This is a genomic window from Agromyces indicus (genome assembly GCF_031432295.1).
GTDB classification, from domain to species: domain Bacteria; phylum Actinomycetota; class Actinomycetes; order Actinomycetales; family Microbacteriaceae; genus Agromyces; species Agromyces indicus.
Genome location: NZ_JAVKGS010000002.1, coordinates 503412 through 519424, shown reverse-complemented (window position 1 = coordinate 519424; position 16013 = coordinate 503412). Strand labels below are relative to the sequence as shown.

At 73.1% G+C, this 16013-nt stretch carries 16 protein-coding genes and 4 tRNA genes; 13 read left to right on the top strand and 7 right to left on the bottom strand.

Translation table 11 applies throughout. From position 1 onward, the window contains the following. The first annotated feature begins 52 nt into the window (after positions 1-52). The 7 genes from RH861_RS08730 to RH861_RS08700 are packed head-to-tail and all read left to right on the top strand — an operon-like array spanning position 53 to position 6337. Positions 53-598, top strand: coding sequence for a D-glycero-alpha-D-manno-heptose-1,7-bisphosphate 7-phosphatase (locus tag RH861_RS08730; protein ID WP_310520671.1), 546 nt, complete (start codon positions 53-55; stop codon positions 596-598). Continuing rightward, positions 585-1694: a glycosyltransferase family 9 protein gene (locus RH861_RS08725; protein ID WP_310520670.1), complete on the top strand. Its 1110-nt coding sequence runs from the start codon at positions 585-587 to the stop codon at positions 1692-1694. The genes RH861_RS08730 and RH861_RS08725 overlap by 14 nt, the downstream gene beginning before the upstream one ends. Next, complete coding sequence (locus RH861_RS08720; protein WP_310520669.1) at positions 1691-2725, top strand: glycosyltransferase; 1035 nt, start codon at positions 1691-1693, stop codon at positions 2723-2725. The genes RH861_RS08725 and RH861_RS08720 overlap by 4 nt, the downstream gene beginning before the upstream one ends. Next, positions 2725-3972, top strand: coding sequence for a glycosyltransferase (locus RH861_RS08715; RefSeq protein WP_425549096.1), 1248 nt, complete (start codon positions 2725-2727; stop codon positions 3970-3972). Before RH861_RS08720 ends, RH861_RS08715 begins: the two co-directional genes overlap by 1 nt. Next, positions 3969-4601, top strand: coding sequence for a D-sedoheptulose-7-phosphate isomerase (locus RH861_RS08710; RefSeq protein ID WP_310520667.1), 633 nt, complete (start codon positions 3969-3971; stop codon positions 4599-4601). The genes RH861_RS08715 and RH861_RS08710 overlap by 4 nt, the downstream gene beginning before the upstream one ends. After that, the gene (locus RH861_RS08705; protein WP_310520666.1) at positions 4598-5530 is read left to right on the top strand and encodes a bifunctional heptose 7-phosphate kinase/heptose 1-phosphate adenyltransferase; all 933 of its coding nucleotides are present in this window, start codon (positions 4598-4600) and stop codon (positions 5528-5530) included. Before RH861_RS08710 ends, RH861_RS08705 begins: the two co-directional genes overlap by 4 nt. A gap of 60 nt (positions 5531-5590) precedes the next feature. Further along, positions 5591-6337 carry an SDR family oxidoreductase gene (locus RH861_RS08700; protein WP_310520665.1) on the top strand — a complete coding sequence of 249 codons (747 nt, stop codon included), beginning with the start codon at positions 5591-5593 and terminating at the stop codon, positions 6335-6337. Here the strand turns inward: RH861_RS08700 and RH861_RS08695 are convergent. Further along, positions 6267-7415 carry a glycosyltransferase family 9 protein gene (locus tag RH861_RS08695; RefSeq protein ID WP_310520664.1) on the bottom strand — a complete coding sequence of 383 codons (1149 nt, stop codon included), beginning with the start codon at positions 7413-7415 and terminating at the stop codon, positions 6267-6269. The two genes, RH861_RS08700 and RH861_RS08695, sit on opposite strands and share 71 nt — an antisense overlap. Before the next feature lie 171 nt (positions 7416-7586). Between RH861_RS08695 and rfaE2 the strand changes: the two genes are divergently transcribed. The 3 genes from rfaE2 (at position 7587) to RH861_RS08680 (ending at position 10633) form a co-directional block, all read left to right on the top strand. Continuing rightward, entirely contained in the window at positions 7587-9071 is a 1485-nt protein-coding gene (rfaE2, locus tag RH861_RS08690; RefSeq protein ID WP_310520663.1) for a D-glycero-beta-D-manno-heptose 1-phosphate adenylyltransferase, read from the top strand. Then, positions 9068-9940 carry a glycosyltransferase gene (locus RH861_RS08685; RefSeq protein ID WP_310520662.1) on the top strand — a complete coding sequence of 291 codons (873 nt, stop codon included), beginning with the start codon at positions 9068-9070 and terminating at the stop codon, positions 9938-9940. The genes rfaE2 and RH861_RS08685 overlap by 4 nt, the downstream gene beginning before the upstream one ends. Before the next feature lie 63 nt (positions 9941-10003). Beyond that, positions 10004-10633 (top strand): hypothetical protein, encoded by a 630-nt coding sequence (locus tag RH861_RS08680; RefSeq protein ID WP_310520661.1) that lies wholly within the window; start codon positions 10004-10006, stop codon positions 10631-10633. A 54-nt stretch (positions 10634-10687) separates the two neighbouring features. On the opposite strand, the gene RH861_RS08675 is transcribed toward RH861_RS08680, so the two are convergent. The 3 genes from RH861_RS08675 to RH861_RS08665 all read right to left on the bottom strand — a co-directional run bounded on the left by RH861_RS08675 (position 10688) and on the right by RH861_RS08665 (position 10989). Next, positions 10688-10762: transfer RNA gene (locus RH861_RS08675), tRNA-Val, on the bottom strand. 31 nt (positions 10763-10793) lie between these two features. Continuing rightward, positions 10794-10864 (bottom strand) — tRNA-Cys (locus RH861_RS08670). A gap of 52 nt (positions 10865-10916) precedes the next feature. Further along, positions 10917-10989 (bottom strand) — tRNA-Gly (locus RH861_RS08665). A gap of 293 nt (positions 10990-11282) precedes the next feature. Between RH861_RS08665 and RH861_RS08660 the strand changes: the two genes are divergently transcribed. After that, positions 11283-11355 (top strand) — tRNA-Val (locus RH861_RS08660). A gap of 58 nt (positions 11356-11413) precedes the next feature. Here RH861_RS08660 and RH861_RS08655 read toward each other — a convergent pair. The 3 genes from RH861_RS08655 to zapE form a co-directional block, all read right to left on the bottom strand. Continuing rightward, the gene (locus RH861_RS08655) at positions 11414-11968 is read right to left on the bottom strand and encodes a type II toxin-antitoxin system PemK/MazF family toxin (protein ID WP_310520660.1); all 555 of its coding nucleotides are present in this window, start codon (positions 11966-11968) and stop codon (positions 11414-11416) included. Positions 11969-12010: 42 nt separating this feature from the next. Continuing rightward, entirely contained in the window at positions 12011-13231 is a 1221-nt protein-coding gene (locus RH861_RS08650) for an ammonium transporter (protein WP_310520659.1), read from the bottom strand. 200 nt (positions 13232-13431) lie between these two features. Beyond that, positions 13432-14487 carry a cell division protein ZapE gene (gene zapE / locus RH861_RS08645; protein WP_310520658.1) on the bottom strand — a complete coding sequence of 352 codons (1056 nt, stop codon included), beginning with the start codon at positions 14485-14487 and terminating at the stop codon, positions 13432-13434. Positions 14488-14632: 145 nt separating this feature from the next. Between zapE and RH861_RS08640 the strand changes: the two genes are divergently transcribed. Continuing rightward, complete coding sequence (locus RH861_RS08640; protein ID WP_310520657.1) at positions 14633-15532, top strand: sulfurtransferase; 900 nt, start codon at positions 14633-14635, stop codon at positions 15530-15532. Positions 15533-15567: 35 nt separating this feature from the next. Then, a complete protein-coding gene (locus RH861_RS08635; protein ID WP_067947195.1) occupies positions 15568-16008 on the top strand; it encodes a SufE family protein in 441 nt (146 codons plus the stop codon). The last annotated feature ends 5 nt before the right edge of the window (positions 16009-16013 follow it).

The window sequence follows — 16013 nt, the reverse complement described above, 5'->3', positions numbered from 1 at the left end:
ACCCCCCGGGCGACGACGTTTCGCTTCGGTCGAAGTGGGTATCGAACACCGTATGGCGAACCGCATCCCGCGCGCAGTGCTCTTCGATCGCGACGGCACGCTGATCCGCGACGTCCCATACAACGGCGACCCGTCGCTGGTCGAGCCCATGCCGACGGCCGCGGAGGCGCTGGCCGAGCTCCGGGCCCGCGGCATCCGCATCGGCGTGGTCACGAACCAGTCGGGCATCGCCCGCGGCCTGCTCTCGAGCGAGGAGGTCGACGCGGTGAACGCGCGGGTCGATCGCCTCCTCGGACCATTCGACGTCTGGCGGGTGTGCCCGCACGGCGTGGACGACGGCTGCACCTGCCGCAAGCCCGCACCCGGCATGCTGCGCGCGGCCTGCGAGGCACTCGCGATCTCCCCGGAGGAGGCGGTCATGATCGGCGACATCGGCGCCGACATGGCGGCCGCCACCGCCGCGGGCATGCGCGGCGTCCTGGTGCCCACAGCGGTCACGCGTCCGCACGAGATCGCGGCGGCCGCCCACGTCGCGTCCGACGTGATGGCCGCGGTGCGGCTCGTGCTCGCCGAGGGAGGTGCGGATGCCGCCGCATGAGCGCCGATCGCGCGTCCTGGTCGCGAGGCTCGACAGCCTCGGCGACATGCTCCTCTGCGGGCCCGCGATCCGTGCTGTGGCCGCCGATGCCGAGGTCCACGTGCTCTGCGGTCCGCGCGGTGCGCCCGCCGCGCGGCTGCTTCCCGGGGTCGCGGGCGTGGAAGTGTGGGACGCGCCGTGGATCGCCGACCCCGCGCCCGCGATGACGGAGGATTCCGCCGCCGACCTGCGCGGGATCCTCGCAGCCATCCGACCGGACGCTGCCGTGATCCTGACCTCGTTCCACCAGAGCCCGCTGCCGCTCGCCCTGATGCTGCGCCTCGCCGGTGTGCGCGGGATCACCGGCGCGTCGGTCGACTACGCCGGATCCCTGCTCGACGTGCGCCTGCGGCCGGGAGAGGATTTCCCTGAGGAGCAGTCGGAGGTGGCACGCGCGCTCGCGATCGTCGGCGCCGCCGGCTTCCGGCTGCCGTCCTGCGATCCGGGCCGCCTCGCCATCCGCCTGCCGGAGGGGGCCTCACCGGTCACGACCGGTGATGACGGCTACGTCGTGGTGCACCCCGGCGCGGCGGTGGAGGCGCGCACGTGGCCGGCGCAGCACCACCGGGAACTGGTCGAACGGCTCGCCACCGCGGGAGTGCGCGTCGCCGTCACGGGCTCCGACGGCGAGCGCGAGCTCACGCGCGCGGTGTCGGGCGACCGGGCCGTCGACCTCGGCGGCTCGACGCCGCTCGCCACGCTGGCACGCGTGGTCGCGGACGCGGACGTCGTGGTCGCCGGGAACACCGGAGCGGCGCACCTCGCGGCGGCGGTGGGCACCCCCGTGGTCAGCCTGTTCTCGCCCGTGGTGTCGGAGCGGTGCTGGCGCCCGTTCGGCGTGCCGACCGTCGTGTTCGGGGCCGAGGACGCCGCGTGCGCGGGGTCGCGGGCGAGGAGCTGCCCGGTCCCGGGCCATCCGTGCCTGGCCTCGGTGCCGCCCGCCGCGGTGGCGCAGGCCGTGCTGGCGCTGAGGCCCGCGCGTCCCGGGTCGAGGACGACGGGCTCTCACCCCGGCGGCGCGGGGGCGGGCTCGACGACCGAGGCGGTGCCCGCATGAGGATCCTGCTCTGGCACGTGCACGGCGGATGGACCGATGCGTTCGTCCGCGGCGCCCACGAGTACCTGCTGCCGGTCGACGCCGCGCGAGGCCCCTGGGGTCTCGGCACCGGCGGACGCGACTGGCCGGCGGCGCGCGAGGTCCCGCTGAACGAGCTCCACCGCGAGCACGTGGACCTCGTCGTGCTGCAGCGCACCGAGGAGCTCGTCCTCGCGGAGGCGCTCCTCGGGAGACGACCGGGGCGGGACGTGGCGGCGGTCTTCGTCGAGCACAACACGCCGAAGCCCGAGGCGGTCACGGCGCGGCATCCGCTCGCCGGCCGCGATGACCTGACGATCGTGCACGTCACGCACTTCAACCAGCTCATGTGGGACGACGACGGCACCCCGTCGGTGGTGGTCGAACACGGCGTCCCCGACCCCGGCCACCGGTACCGCGGCGATCTCGAGCGGATGGCGGTGGTGGTGAACGAACCCGTCCGGCGCGGACGGATCACGGGCACCGACCTGCTCCCCCGCTTCGCCGACGCGGGCGGCATCGACGTGTTCGGCATGGGCGTCGCGGCGCTGCCGGCCGCCCTCGGACTGCCGGATGACGCGGTGCGCCCGAGCGGGGACCTGCCGCCGACGCAGCTGCACGAGGCGATGGCCGAACGGCGCCTCTACCTGCACACGCCGCGGTGGACCTCGCTCGGGCTCTCGCTCATCGAGGCCATGCACCTCGGGATGCCCGTGGTCGCGCTGCAGACGACGGAGGCGTCGCGAGCGGTGCCGCCCGGCGCAGGCTTCCTCTCGACGAACGTCGGGGAACTCGTCTCCGCCGCCCGGCTGCTGCTCGAGGACCGCGACGAGGCCGCGCGCCTCGGCGCCGCGGCCCGCGATGCCGCGCTCGACCGGTACCGCCTCGCGCGGTTCCTCTCGGACTGGGACGTGCTCGTCGCCGACCTGGTCGAACGCTCCCCCGGCCGGGGCCGGCTCATCGCCGTCGGCGGCGAGCGCGGCCCTCGGTCGGCCCGATGGAAGGAGTCATGATGCGCATTGCGATGGTGTCGGAGCATGCGAGCCCGCTCGCCACGCTCGGCGGTGAGGATGCGGGTGGCCAGAACGTGCACGTGGCGGCGCTCTCACGGGCGCTGGCCCGCCGGGGCCACCAGGTGCGGGTCTACACGCGGCGGGACGACCCGACGCTGCCGCGCACCGTGGCGTTCGCGCCGCGCGTCGATGTCGTGCACGTCACGGCCGGGCCCGAGGAGCAGATACCCAAGGACGACCTGCTGCCGCACATGGCGGCGCTCGCCGAGGGGATCGCGGACGACTGGCGGTCGTGGCCGCCCGACGTCGCGCACGGCCACTTCTGGATGTCGGGGATCGCGACGCTGGACGCGGCGGCGATGATCGCCTCGCCGCCGGCGGTCCTGCAGACCTTCCACGCACTGGGCGTCGTCAAGCGGCGCCATCAGGGGCCGGATGACACGAGCCCGCGCGAACGCGAATGGCTGGAGCCCGACGTGGGCCGGCGTGCGGACCGGGTCGTGGCCACGTGCTCGGACGAGGCGTTCGAGCTGAAGAAGCTCGGCGTGCCGCGGGACCGGATCTCGGTGATCCCGTGCGGGGTGGATCTGCACCACTTCCAGCCGGAGGGCGAGCGCGAGGCGCCACGCCGGAGGCATCGAGTGGTGAGCGTCGGGCGGCTCGTGCCGCGCAAGGGCGTGGGCACGGTGATCGAAGCCGTCTCGCTCCTCGCGGCTGAGGGCGTCGACGTCGAACTCGTGGTCGTGGGCGGGGCGGCGCCGTCGGGCGGTACCGATCCGGAGCTCGAGCGCCTCGCGGCGCTCGCGGGGCGGTTCGGCGTGACCGACCGGGTGGAGCTGCGCGGTCAGGTCTCCCAGTCCGAGCTGCCCCCGGTCTACCGTTCCGCGGACGTCGTCGTGTGCGCGCCCTGGTACGAGCCGTTCGGCATCGTCCCGCTGGAGGCCATGGCGAGCGGTCGACCGGTGGTCGCGTCATCCGTCGGGGGGCTCATCGACACCGTGGTGCACGGCGGCACCGGCGTGCACGTGCCGCCACGCGACGCAGCGGCCGTGGCCGCCGCGATCCGCGAGCTGCTCGAGGATCCCGAGCGGGCCGAGCGACTCGGCGCGGCCGGACGGCGGCGCGTCGCCTCGCGGTACTCGTGGGACCGTGTCGCCGCGGACACCGAGCGCGCGTACCGCTCGACGCTCTCGCGGCCGCGGGTCCGGTCGACGGCGGGCTCCTCGGCCGAGGGGGTGCTGCGATGACGTCCCTGACGGAGACCCTGACCCGCCGAGGCGTGCGGGGGGCGCCGACCGCCGCGGCCGCCGGCTCGGTGCGAGAGCACCTCGCCGGCGCGACCGACGTGATCGCGGCCCTGGACGCGGAGTCCGAGCGGATCGCCCGCTGGGGCGCCGAGCTCGCCGTCCGCCTGCCGGCCGGCGGCCGACTGCTCGTCGCCGGCAACGGCGGCTCCGCCGCGGAGGCGCAGCACCTCGCCGCCGAGTTCGTCGGGCGGTTCCGGGACGACCGTCCGCCCTACTCGGCGATCGCCCTCCACACCGACACCTCGGCCGTGACGGCCATCGGCAACGACTACGGCTTCGACGAGGTCTTCGCACGGCAGGTGCGGGCGCACGGCCGTCACGGGGACGTCCTGCTGCTGCTCTCCACGAGCGGCGTGAGCGCGAACCTCCTGCAGGCCGCAGCCACCGCCGCCGAGGTCGGCGTCCTGCGCTGGAGCCTCACGGGCAGCGCCCCGAACCCGCTCCACGCCGCCTGCGACGACGGGATCGCCCTTCCAGGCGCCTCGGCGAACGTGCAGGAGGCGGAGCTCGTCGCGCTGCACGCGCTGTGCATCGCGTTCGAGCGTTCACTCGAGGAGGCGCCGTCGTGAGCGCGCGGATCGTGGTCGTGGGCGACACCCTCCTCGACGTGGACCTGAACGGCACAGCGCAGCGGCTCTCGCCCGACGGGCCGGTCCCGGTCGTCGACGTGAGCGGCCGACTCGAGCGTGCAGGGGGCGCCGGGCTCGTCGCGACGTTCCTCGCGCTCGAGGGTACGGAGGTCACGCTCGCAACGGCCCTCGCACGCGATGCCGGCGCCGGCCGGGTCCGCGCGGCGCTCACGGGGGTGATCCTCGCCGAGGCCGCGCTCCCCGGCCCGACGCCGACCAAGACGCGGATCCGGGCCTCCGGGCAGCCCGTCGCGCGCATCGACGAGGGATGCGGCCCGCCGGAGCCAGTGGGCGGGACCGGGCGGATCGTCGAGGCGATCCGCGCGGCCGACGTCGTGATCGCCGCCGATTACGGACGCGGCCTGCTCGCGGACGGCGCCGTCCGCGCGGCACTCGAGGAGTGCGCACTCTCGGTCGCGGTCGTCTGGGATCCCCACCCGAGGGGGGTGGAGCCGGTGCCAGGATGCCGCGTCGTGACCCCGAACCGGTCCGAGGCCGCCGCGCGGACGGACCGGCCGATCGACGATCTCGAGGCGGCCCTCGACGTCGCCGAGCGCCTCCGCCGCCATTGGGACGCCGAGAGCGTGGCCGTGACCCTCGATTCGGACGGCGCCGCCGTCGCCCTGCGCGACCGGCCCCGACGGGTCATCCCCGCGGATGCCGTCGACGTCGCGGACGCCTGCGGCGCGGGCGACCGGCTCGTGGCCTCCGTGGGGCTCGAGCTCGTCCGGGGCGCCGACGTCGCGGACGCGCTGGCTCGCGGCGTCGCGCACGCCACCGCGTACCTCGCGGCCGGCGGCGTGGCGTCGCTGCCCACTTCGCCGCCCGAACGCCCCTCCCGCACCAGGCCGCTGGCCGCAGTGGGCTGACGCGCCATCCACCCGATCATCACGACCCAGACGCCGCCACCGGCGGCGGGAAGGAGCACCATGTCGGAGACCATCACCTCGGAGAGCACCAGGAACGCCCCCGCCGAGCAGCGGCGCGAGCCGGGCGGTCCGGGCCGCACGATCATCACGGGCGGGGCTTCGGGCCTCGGCGCCGCAATCGCCCAGGCCGTCGCGGCGGCGGGCGGCACCCCCATCGTCCTCGATCTCGCGCCCTCGGCGGACGCGCACGAGTCGCACGTCGCCGACGTCTCGGACACCAGGGCGCTCGAGCGCACTATCGCCGAGGTCGCCGAGCAGCACGGCGGGCTCGACGCCATCGTCACTGCGGCGGGCATCGATCGCTGCGGCCCACTGGACGGCGTCGACGCGGTGGAGTGGGAACGGGTCATCGCGGTGAACCTGCTCGGCACGGCCGCCGCCGTTCGCGCGGCGCTCCCCCACCTCGAGGCCTCCGGCGGACGGGTGGTCACGGTCGCCTCGACGCTGGCGCTCAAGGGCGCCGCGGATGCCACGGCCTACTGCGCCTCCAAGTTCGGGGTGCTCGGATTCAGCCGCGCTCTCGCCGCCGAGACCAAGGGACGCGTCGGCGTCACCACCCTCATCCCGGGCGGCATGCGGACCGCCTTCTTCGACGACCGCGACGAGCAGTACCGGCCCGGCGCCGACGCGAAGCTGAACGATCCCGCCGACGTGGCGAACGCGGTGGTGTTCGCACTCAGCCAGCCACCCGGATGCGAGGTGCGGGAGCTCCTGGTGTGCCCCGCCGAGGAGACGTCCTGGCCATGATCTGACGGGCGTCCGCGAGCACGGCGTCCGCGTCGACCCGGTCGACGAAGGAGACGTCGTGCTCGCAGCGGTCGGCGGTCCAGCCCACCTGGGTGACATCCGTCCCGCAGACGGGACACCTCGTCGTGAACGAGAGGTGGACGCGGTGGCGGCCGCGGCCGAACGGCGCCGCGTTCACCACGTTGCCGAACCAGAAGATGCCGACGGTCGCCGCGCCCACCGCCTGGGCCAGGTGACGGGGACCGCTGTCGTTCGCGACCACGACGGCGGCCCGCTCGAACACGGCGGCCGTCTCGCCGAGTCCCGACCGGCCGGCGAGCCGGTGCAGACGTCCGCCGGAGGCACCGAGCGACGAGGCGAGCTCCGCCTCGATGCGGCGGTCCGAGGGGTCCCCGACCAGCGCCACCTCCGCCCCGTCGTCGAGGAGCGCCCCGACGACGTGCGCGAACCGCTCGACCGGCCACCGCCGACGCGGGTCGGTCGCCCCGGGGTGCACCACGACGAGCGGGCCGTCCAGTGGTCCGAGGAGCGCGTCCGCGCTTCGGCGCTCCTCGTCGAGCACCTCGATCGCCGGTTCGAGGTCCACCGGCGCCGCGCCGGCGAGTCCCGCGACCTCGAGGCCGCGCACGACCTCGTGCTGGTAGTACACGTACGGCAGCGTGCGCTCGAGCGGTGCCGCATCCTCCGTCGCGGAGCCGACGGTGTGGCGTGCGCCGAGACGGAGCAGGAAGGGGTTGGAGTTGCGCCCTCCGCCGTGGAGCTGCACCGCGAGGTCGAAGCGGTGGCGGCGCAGTCGCGCGACGAAGTCGTCCACGGGCTCGGATGCCGCGCCGCCGGCCTCCCTGATGCCCGGCGCATCCGGCAGCACCTCGACGCGCGCGACCGGGCCCGGCCGGCCGGAGAGCAGTTCGGCGTGCATGGGCGTGCCGAGGAGCACGAGCTCGGCGTCCGGGTACGCCGCGGCGAAGGCGGAGATCGCGGGCATCGCGAACAGCAGGTCGCCGAGTCCCCCGCCGCGGAGGACGGCGATGCGGCGGATGTCGCGGAAGGTCGGCTCGAGCGGCGCGTACGCGGGCATGCGTCCTCCTGTCGGTGGCGGAGATCGTGCAGGGACTCCTTCCCGGCAAGAGCCGCCCCGAAACGTCCGACTGCGGAATCCGTCGCGAATCGTGCCGGCCCGGCCGCGGCATCCGCATCGCACGCATGCATGCATGCATATCCGTCCCCCGCTGTGGGTAGGCACCGCGGCATGGAGATGACCGCAACCGCCGCCGAACGTATCCGCCAGGTCGCCCCGCGCGTCGTCGTGGTCGGCGACGCCATCCTCGATCGGTGGTGGGGCGGGCACAGCAGGCGGCTCAGCCGCGAAGCCCCGGCCCCGGTCGTGGAGCTGCGCGAGGCGGTCGAGGTCCCCGGCGGCGCGGGGAACACCGCCGCCAATCTCGCCGCGCTCGGCGCCCGCGCCGAGCTCGTGTCCGCGATCGGGAGGGATGCCACGGGCGAGGCGCTCCTCGCCGCGCTCGTCCAAGCCGGCGTCGGCACTCGGGGCGTGCTGCAGCGCGCGGACCGGCGCACGGTGTCGAAGACCCGCATCGTCGCGGACGACCAGGTGCTGGCCAGGGTCGACGATGCGCCCGATAGGGATGTCGCGGGCCGGCCGGCGACGGTGCGGGCTCTCGTGGAGGCGCTCATCGCCGCGCTCGCCGACGCGGACGCCCTCGTCGTGAGCGACTACGGCGCAGCAGAACTCCCCGAGGTCGTCGTGGAGGCGCTGGCCGTCGCGGGCCGCCCCAGCCACCTCGTCGTCGACGCGCACGACCTCCGCCGCTGGCGCGGCATCGGCCCTGATGTCGTCGTCCCGAATGCCGAGGAGTCGGCCAAGCTGATCGCGCGCCCGCTCGGCGAGGGACGCGACCGGCGGCGAGCGGCGAGCGAGGTCGCGACCGACCTGCTCGCGGCATCCGGAGCGGGCGCGGTGATCGTCACGCTCGATCGCGACGGTGCCGTGCTGCTGCGCGAGGGCGCGCCGCCCATGGTCACCTCCGCGCATCCGGTCTCCGAGCGCTTCGCCGCGGGCGCGGGCGACACCTTCGCGGCGGCCATCGCCGCGGCGGCGGCTGTGGGCGTCCCCCTCGAGACGGCCATGCGGCTCGCGCAGGGTGCGGCGGATGTCGCGCTCGCCCACGAGGGCACATCGGTGTGCCGCGGCGACGAGCTGATCCGCCGCCTCGCGCATCCGCCGGCCGCACTGCTCGACTGGACGGCGCTGCGCGAGCGCATCGACGCTCACCGGCGGGACGGGCGCCGAGTGGTCTTCACGAACGGCTGCTTCGACGTCCTCCACGTGGGGCACACGACCTACCTCCAGCAGGCCCGCGACCTCGGCGACGTGCTCGTCGTCGGCGTGAACGGCGACGACTCGGTCCGTCGGCTGAAGGGACCGGAGCGTCCCCTGAACCCGGCCGTCGACCGAGCCGGACTGCTTGCCGCGCTGGAGTGGGTCGACTACGTGACCGTCTTCGACGAGGACACCCCCATCGATCTCATCGAGACCCTGCGCCCCGACGTCTACGTGAAGGGCGGGGACTACAGCCCCGAGATGCTCGCGGAGACACCCGTGGTCGAGGCCTACGGCGGCGAGGTGCACGTCGTGGACTACGTACCCGACCACTCGACGACCCTGCTCGTCGACCGCATCCGGTCGACGAGACCGACCTCGCAGGGTGTGTCGTGACGACCTCGAGCCGCCGCTGGTCGGGCGAGTGGGGGCACGACGCGCCGCCGCCGGAGTCGGTGGAGGTCGACGTGCTCATCCCCACGATCGGCCGTGCCGCCGAACTCGCGGTGACCCTCGCCGGGCTCGCCGCGCAGGACGCCCCCGCGTTCCGGGTGGTCCTGAGCGACCAGTCGACGGATGCCGCGGCGACCGCGCACCCGGCCGTGAACGCCATGCTCAGGGTGCTGCGTGCCCAGGGGCGTCCGGTCGACCTGCTGCGCCATGCCGAGCGCCGCGGGCTCGCGGAGCACCGCCAGTTCCTGCTCGATCGCTCCAGCGCCCCCGCGGTGCTGTTCCTCGACGACGACGTGTGGCTGGAGCCGACCGCCCTGCAGCGCATGCACGACGCCCTCCGGGAGCTGCGCTGCGGGTTCGTCGGTCAGGCCGTTCAGGGCCTGTCGTACCTCGACGACCGCCGTGACCACGAACGCCACGCCTTCGAACTGTGGGACGGCGATGTCGTGCCGGAGCGGGTCCGGCCGGGCACGTCGGCGCACGACCGTTGGCCGCTGCACAACGCGGCCAACCTGGCCCACGCCGCGGCGGAGCTCGACATCCCGCCGGCCGGTTGGCGGGCCTACCGGATCGCGTGGGTCGGCGCATGCGTGCTGTTCGATCGTGCCGCGCTCATCGCCTGCGGCGGATTCGACTTCTGGCGCGACCTGCCCGAGTCGCACGCCGGGGAGGACGTCGTCGCCCAGTGGCGGGTCATGGAACGCTTCGGTGGCGCGGGGATCCTGCCGAGCGGGGCCGTGCACCTCGAGTCCCCCACGACCATCACCGATCGGCGCGTCGAGGCCGCGGACGTGGTGCTCGCCCGACCCTGACGACGGATCATCGGGAATCGCCGCCCTCGACGCGGCACGCGGGCCCGGTCAGGGTGTGCACGGATGCCGCACATCGTCACCATTTCTAGAGTGATGCTCATGTTCAGTGCACCAGATGACGCCGCGGACCACCCCGCACGATCCGACGCGTTCGCCGAATTCGAGAGCGATCTGACCGCCGAGGACTGGATCGCCAAGTACCGGGCCGGTGACCTCGTCCGGGGCCCGCTCCACTGGTCGACGCTCGAGGTGATCTCGCCCACCAGGACGATCGGCCGCGGTCGGACCAACCTGACCCTCATCCGCCCGACCATCCTGCAGACCGACGCCGCCGAGCCGTTCGCCGGCTTCGACCTCCGGGAATCGCCGAACCGCAATCCGGCCGTCTCCGTGCACTTCCGGCCGTCGGCGTACGGTGCGACCGGAGTGGCCACGTACGTGTTCACCTTCGCGGTCGACGCTCCCACCCGGGCGCACTTCACGCCCGGCGGCTACGCCGGGTCCGGAACAGTGGATGCGGCGGGGTCGATCCGCTTCAGCGGGCGGCGCGCCATCACCGTGATCCTCCGCGACGTGCCGCCGGGCCTGGACGCCTCCGCCTCGATCGAGCAGACGGACGGCGCGAGCTGGTCGTGGTTCAGCACGCGCATCAGCCTTCCGCCGATCGTCATCGGGCCCATCGCCGACGGATGACGCGGAGAGCCGGTGAAACGACGAACGCCCCGGCGAGCCGGGGCGTTTCTCATGTGGTGGGCGATACTGGGATCGAACCAGTGACCTCTTCCGTGTCAGGGAAGCGCGCTACCGCTGCGCCAATCGCCCGGGTTTGAGTGAGCTGCGAGGGGCTCATTCGAGGTGGATACGGGATTCGAACCCGTGTATACGGCTTTGCAGGCCGCTGCCTCGCCTCTCGGCCAATCCACCGTTGCTTGGGTTCACCACCAAAGAACAAACCGGCTTGCGCCGGCCTGGTCAGAGCGGATGACGAGACTCGAACTCGCGACCCTCACCTTGGCAAGGTGATGCGCTACCAACTGCGCCACATCCGCGTTGCCCGCTGTTTTGCGTGCAGAGAGACTCTAACGGATGACGTGAACGAATGACAAACCGAGCGGGTCGCGTGGCACGTCGTGGCCGATCAGGAGCCGAATCCGACCGTGCACGCCGGGCGTGTCGCCCGTTCGGGCGCCGGCTCGGGCACGCGTCGACTCCGACCCACGGACCTCGGGCGGCACCGTCCACCCTCGACGCGCCCGGGCCCGCCGTCGATGTGCGCCGGAGGCCACGCGTGGGCTAGTATCGAGTCCGCGGCACCGGCGAGTCCCGGTCCGCGACACCTGATGGGCGATTGGCGCAGCTGGTAGCGCGCTTCCTTCACACGGAAGAGGTCGTCGGTTCGAGCCCGGCATCGCCCACACGAACAGAACCCCCGGTCCAGCCGGGGGTTCTTCCGTTTCCCGACGCGTACGCGCGTCAGTCCCACCCGTACCGCGCGCGCAGCGCCTCGGTCACGCGCGCGTAGCGGGCAGCGTCCAACGATGCGGCCTCGCGCCGCATCCCGACGGCGTGCACCCGGAAGAGCCGGTCCACGCGGGCCCAGCTCGCACGCCCCTCGCCGTCCCAGGCGCCGCTTCCGAGGGGAACGAGGTCGCGATCGCCGTCGCGACCCTTGCTCGTCAACTGCACGGCCAGGAACTCCCCCGGACCGCCCGCGGCCACGATGACGACCGGCCGGTCCTTCCCGCGACCGTCGTTCTCCTCGTACGGCACCCAGGTCCAGACGACCTCGCCGGGGTCCGGTGCGCCGTCGCGATCTGGCGTGTAGGCGAAGCGCACCCGCCGCACGCGCGCCGGGTCGACCTCGACGGTGGCGTGCGGGCCCGAGCGGCCGGGCCAGTCGTCGCGGTCGTCGGGGCGGCGGGCCGGCGCGGCATCCGGCACCCGGTTCGCCGGCCGCACCCGGGCGGGTCCGGCGATCGAGCGGATGGCACGCCGAAGGGCGGTGAGGAAGCTGCGGGTGTCGTGCACCCCCGCAGACTATCCCCACCGCCCTCGCGGTGATCGTGCGGATCAGACGGTCTCGAGCTTGTAGCCCTCCTCGCCGTGGACGATGGTGTCGATGCCCGCCAGCTCGTCCTCGTTCTTCACGCGGAAGCCGATGGTCTTCTCGATCGCGAACCCGAGGACGAAGGCGACGACGAAGGAGTAGGCCAGCACGCCGAACGCGGCGATCGTCTGGACCGCGAGCTGACCGAGGTCGCCGCCGACGAACAGGCCGGTGTCGATCGCGAAGAACCCGAGGTACAGCGTGCCGATGAGGCCGCCGACGAGGTGGATGCCCACGACGTCGAGCGAGTCGTCGAAGCCGAGCTTGAACTTCAGCTCGATGGCGAGGGCGCAGACCGCGCCCGCGACGGCACCGAGCAGGAGCGCCCAGCCCGGCTCGAGGTTGGCGCAGGCGGGGGTGATGGCCACGAGGCCGGCGACGGCGCCCGATGCGGCACCGACCGAGGTGGGCTTGCCGTCCTTGAACTTCTCGACCACGAGCCAGCCGAGGATCGCCGCGGCGGTCGCGCCGAGCGTGTTGAGCACGATGAGGCCCGTGTTCGCGAGCTCGTTGAGGAACTCCGCACCCGCGTTGAAGCCGAACCAGCCGAACCAGAGCACCGAGGCGCCCAGGAGGGTCAGCGGCACGTTGTGGGGCTTGTCCATGCCCTTCTGGAAACCGACGCGCTTGCCGAGCACCAGCGCCAGGGCGAGTGCCGCCGCACCGGCGTTGATGTGGACGGCCGTACCGCCCGCGTAGTCGATGACGCCCGGGAGGCCGAGCTCCTCGCCGAGGTTGAGGATCCAGCCGCCGCCCCAGACCCAGGCCGCGACCGGGAAGTAGACGAGCGTGGCCCAGACGCCGGCGAAGATCATCCAGGCGCCGAACTTGGCGCGGTCGGCGATCGCACCCGAGATCAGGGCGACGGTGATGATCGCGAAGGTCGCACCGAAGGCGACGCCGATCAGGTCGACGTTAGCCGTCTCACCCGTCGCGAGCGAGCCGAGCGCGAAGTCGGAGAACGGGTTGCCCGCGAAGCTCCACACGCTGTCGACCGCGCTCATGTTGTAGCCGTACAGCACCCAGAGGACGCTGATCAGGCCGAGTGCGCCGAAGCTCATCATCATCATGCTGACGACGCTCTTGGCCTTGACCAGGCCGCCGTAGAAGAACGCGACGCCCGGCGTCATGAACAGCACGAGCGCGGTGGCCGTGATCGCCCACGCAATGCTTCCCGTATCCATAGGTTTTCCTCACACCTCGTGATCTGCAGGGGACGTACCGCGAGGGGGTGAGACTGGGGCTCGGTCTCGGGGTACGGGGATCAGGATGGTGCGGGGACGTTTCGTCGACGGGGCACGAAGCGTTTCGCGACGGTTACGAAAACGCGGTCCGTGTAACGAGCGTGTTTCCGGATGCCGCGACGGCGCTCCGAATCGGCGGCTCAGTCGTGCGGCGGGAGCTCGCCGGTCGTCAGGGCGATCATGCGCGACATCGAGCGCTGGTACTTCTTCCGGTAGCCGCCGTCGAGCATGCCGCCCCCGAACACCGCGTCCAGCGGCGTCCCGCTCGCGACGATGGGCACCTCGGCGTCGTAGACGCGGTCGATGAACGCCACGAGGCGCAGGGCGGCGTTCTGGTCGGTGAGCTCGTGCACCCCGGTGAGGGCGATGACCTCGGTGCCCTCGATGAGCTTGATGTACTTCGACGGGTGCACGGTGGCGAGGTGGGCGATGAGCGCGTCGAACCGATCCAGGGTGACGCGGTGCCCGCGGCCGGCGAGAGCGGATGCCGCGTGCTCGACGGCGGCATCGTCGGCCATCGCCTCGGCGTGGCCCTCGGTGTCGCGGCGCCGGTAGTCCAGGCCGTCGATGCGGAGCGTCTCGAAGTTCGCGGCGAGCCCGTGGATCTCGCGGAGGAAGTCGGCCGCCGCGAACCGGCCCTCGCCGAGGGCGTTCGGCGGCGTGTTGCTCGTCGCCGCGACGCGCGTGCCGCCGGCCATGAGCTCGCCGAGGAATCGGGTCATGAGCATCGTGTCGCCCGGGTCGTCGAGCTCGAACTCGTCGATGCAGAGCAGGCGCGAGCCGCGCAGCAGCTCGACCGCGGGCGCGTAGCCGAGCGCACCGACGAGCGCCGTGTACTCGATGAACGTCCCGAAGTACTTCGGTCCGGGTGCGACGTGCCAGAGCGCCGCGAGCAGGTGGGTCTTGCCCACGCCGAACCCGCCGTCGAGGTACACGCCCGGCAGCTCGGACTTCGGCTTGCGGCTGCGGGAGAAGAACCCGCCCGGATTGCGCTGGCCGCGCCATCCGTTGGCGAACTCGTGGAGCTTGTCGAGCGCGGCCTGCTGCGACGGGAAGTCGTGGTCGGGCCGGTACGACTCGAAGGAGGCGTGCTCGAACTGGGGCGGCGGCACGAGCTCGGAGGCGATCTCGGCACCCGTGATGGACGGGTTGCGGTCGACGAGGTGGCCGAGGGCGGATGCCGCTCCGGTGGTCATAGGCGTGGGACTCCCCTGTTGCACCTCATGACGGGTGCGGTGACTCCGTCGGGCGCGCCGCGTAGATTCGAGGGTGGACAGGTGACCAGCCTAGTCCCGGCTCCCCATCAGCCTCGCCCGACCGGGCGACCACAGGAGGTTCCCCATGCCCGTCGAGTTCGACACCGCCGCCAAGCTGGCCGAGTACGCGCACCCGGAGCGGCTCGTGACCACGGACTGGCTCGCCGACCACCTCGGCCGGCCCGGGCTCGTCGTCGTCGAGTCCGATGAAGACGTCCTGCTCTACGAGACCGGGCACATCCCGGGTGCGGTGAAGGTCGACTGGCACACCGAGCTCAACGACCCCGTCGTCCGCGACTACGTCTCGAGCGAGCGCTTCGCCGAGCTGCTCGGCTCGAAGGGGATCTCGCGCGACTCGACGGTCGTCATCTACGGCGACAAGAACAACTGGTGGGCCGCGTACGCCCTGTGGGTGTTCACGCTCTTCGGCCACGACGACGTGCGGCTGCTCGACGGCGGCCGCGACAAGTGGATCGCCGAGGGGCGACCGCTCACCACCGACACCCCCGAAGTCGAGCCCGTCGAGTACCCCGTGGTCGAGCGCGACGACTCGCGCGTGCGGGCGTACAAGGACGACGTGCTCGCGCACCTCGGCAAGCCCCTCATCGACGTGCGATCGCCCGAGGAGTACTCGGGCGAGCGCACGACCGCACCCGCCTACCCCGAGGAGGGGGCGCTTCGCGCCGGCCACATCCCGACCGCGGCTTCGGTGCCGTGGGCGCGCGCCGCCGCCGAGGACGGCACGTTCCGCAGCCGGGCGGAGCTCGACGCGATCTACCGCGACGAGGTCGGCCTGCAGGAGGGCGACGAGGTCATCGCGTACTGCCGCATCGGCGAGCGCTCGAGCCACACGTGGTTCGTGCTCACGCACCTGCTCGGCTTCGACAAGGTGCGCAACTACGACGGCTCGTGGACCGAGTGGGGCAGCGCCGTCCGGGTGCCGATCGTGACCGGCACCGACCGGGGCGAGGTGCCGGGGCGCTGAGCCCGCGCCCATCCCCGGGTGCGAGAATGTCGTCGATGGATGCCACGACCCTGCCCGCTGCGCTCGCCGAGACGCGCGAGGACTTCCTCGCGCTCGGGGTGAAGGACCGACTGACGCTCCTGCTCGACTTCTCGAACGAGCTTCCGGAGCTGCCGGAGCGATACCGCGACCACCCCGACCTGCTCGAGCGCGTCGAGGAGTGCCAGTCGCCGGTGTTCATCTTCGTCGAGGTCGACGAGGCCGGGCTCGTGCACATGCACGCCACGGCACCGGCCGAGGCGCCGACCACGCGCGGGTTCGCGTCGATCCTCGCGCAGGGCCTCGACGGGCTCACCCCCGAGCAGGTCTTCGCGATCCCGGCCGACTACCCGCAGTCCCTGGGCCTCGGCGAGGCGGTCTCGCCGCTCCGCGTTCGCGGCATGTCGGGCATGCTCGCGCGGGCGAAGCGCCAACTGCAGGAGCGCCTGGCCGCCTGAGCCGC

What these genes read in the sequence shown, in the direction of transcription:
- RH861_RS08730 (WP_310520671.1), top strand. Translation starts at nt 53, where the DNA reads ATGGCGAACCGCATCCCGCGCGCAGTGCTCTTCGATCGCGACGGCACG.
- RH861_RS08725 (WP_310520670.1), top strand. Translation starts at nt 585, where the DNA reads ATGCCGCCGCATGAGCGCCGATCGCGCGTCCTGGTCGCGAGGCTCGAC.
- RH861_RS08720 (WP_310520669.1), top strand. Translation starts at nt 1,691, where the DNA reads ATGAGGATCCTGCTCTGGCACGTGCACGGCGGATGGACCGATGCGTTC.
- RH861_RS08715 (WP_425549096.1), top strand. Translation starts at nt 2,725, where the DNA reads ATGCGCATTGCGATGGTGTCGGAGCATGCGAGCCCGCTCGCCACGCTC.
- RH861_RS08710 (WP_310520667.1), top strand. Translation starts at nt 3,969, where the DNA reads ATGACGTCCCTGACGGAGACCCTGACCCGCCGAGGCGTGCGGGGGGCG.
- RH861_RS08700 (WP_310520665.1), top strand. Translation starts at nt 5,591, where the DNA reads ATGTCGGAGACCATCACCTCGGAGAGCACCAGGAACGCCCCCGCCGAG.
- RH861_RS08695 (WP_310520664.1), bottom strand. Translation starts at nt 7,415, where the DNA reads ATGCCCGCGTACGCGCCGCTCGAGCCGACCTTCCGCGACATCCGCCGC.
- rfaE2 (WP_310520663.1), top strand. Translation starts at nt 7,587, where the DNA reads ATGGAGATGACCGCAACCGCCGCCGAACGTATCCGCCAGGTCGCCCCG.
- RH861_RS08680 (WP_310520661.1), top strand. Translation starts at nt 10,004, where the DNA reads ATGCCGCACATCGTCACCATTTCTAGAGTGATGCTCATGTTCAGTGCA.
- RH861_RS08650 (WP_310520659.1), bottom strand. Translation starts at nt 13,231, where the DNA reads ATGGATACGGGAAGCATTGCGTGGGCGATCACGGCCACCGCGCTCGTG.
- zapE (WP_310520658.1), bottom strand. Translation starts at nt 14,487, where the DNA reads ATGACCACCGGAGCGGCATCCGCCCTCGGCCACCTCGTCGACCGCAAC.
- RH861_RS08640 (WP_310520657.1), top strand. Translation starts at nt 14,633, where the DNA reads ATGCCCGTCGAGTTCGACACCGCCGCCAAGCTGGCCGAGTACGCGCAC.
- RH861_RS08635 (WP_067947195.1), top strand. Translation starts at nt 15,568, where the DNA reads ATGGATGCCACGACCCTGCCCGCTGCGCTCGCCGAGACGCGCGAGGAC.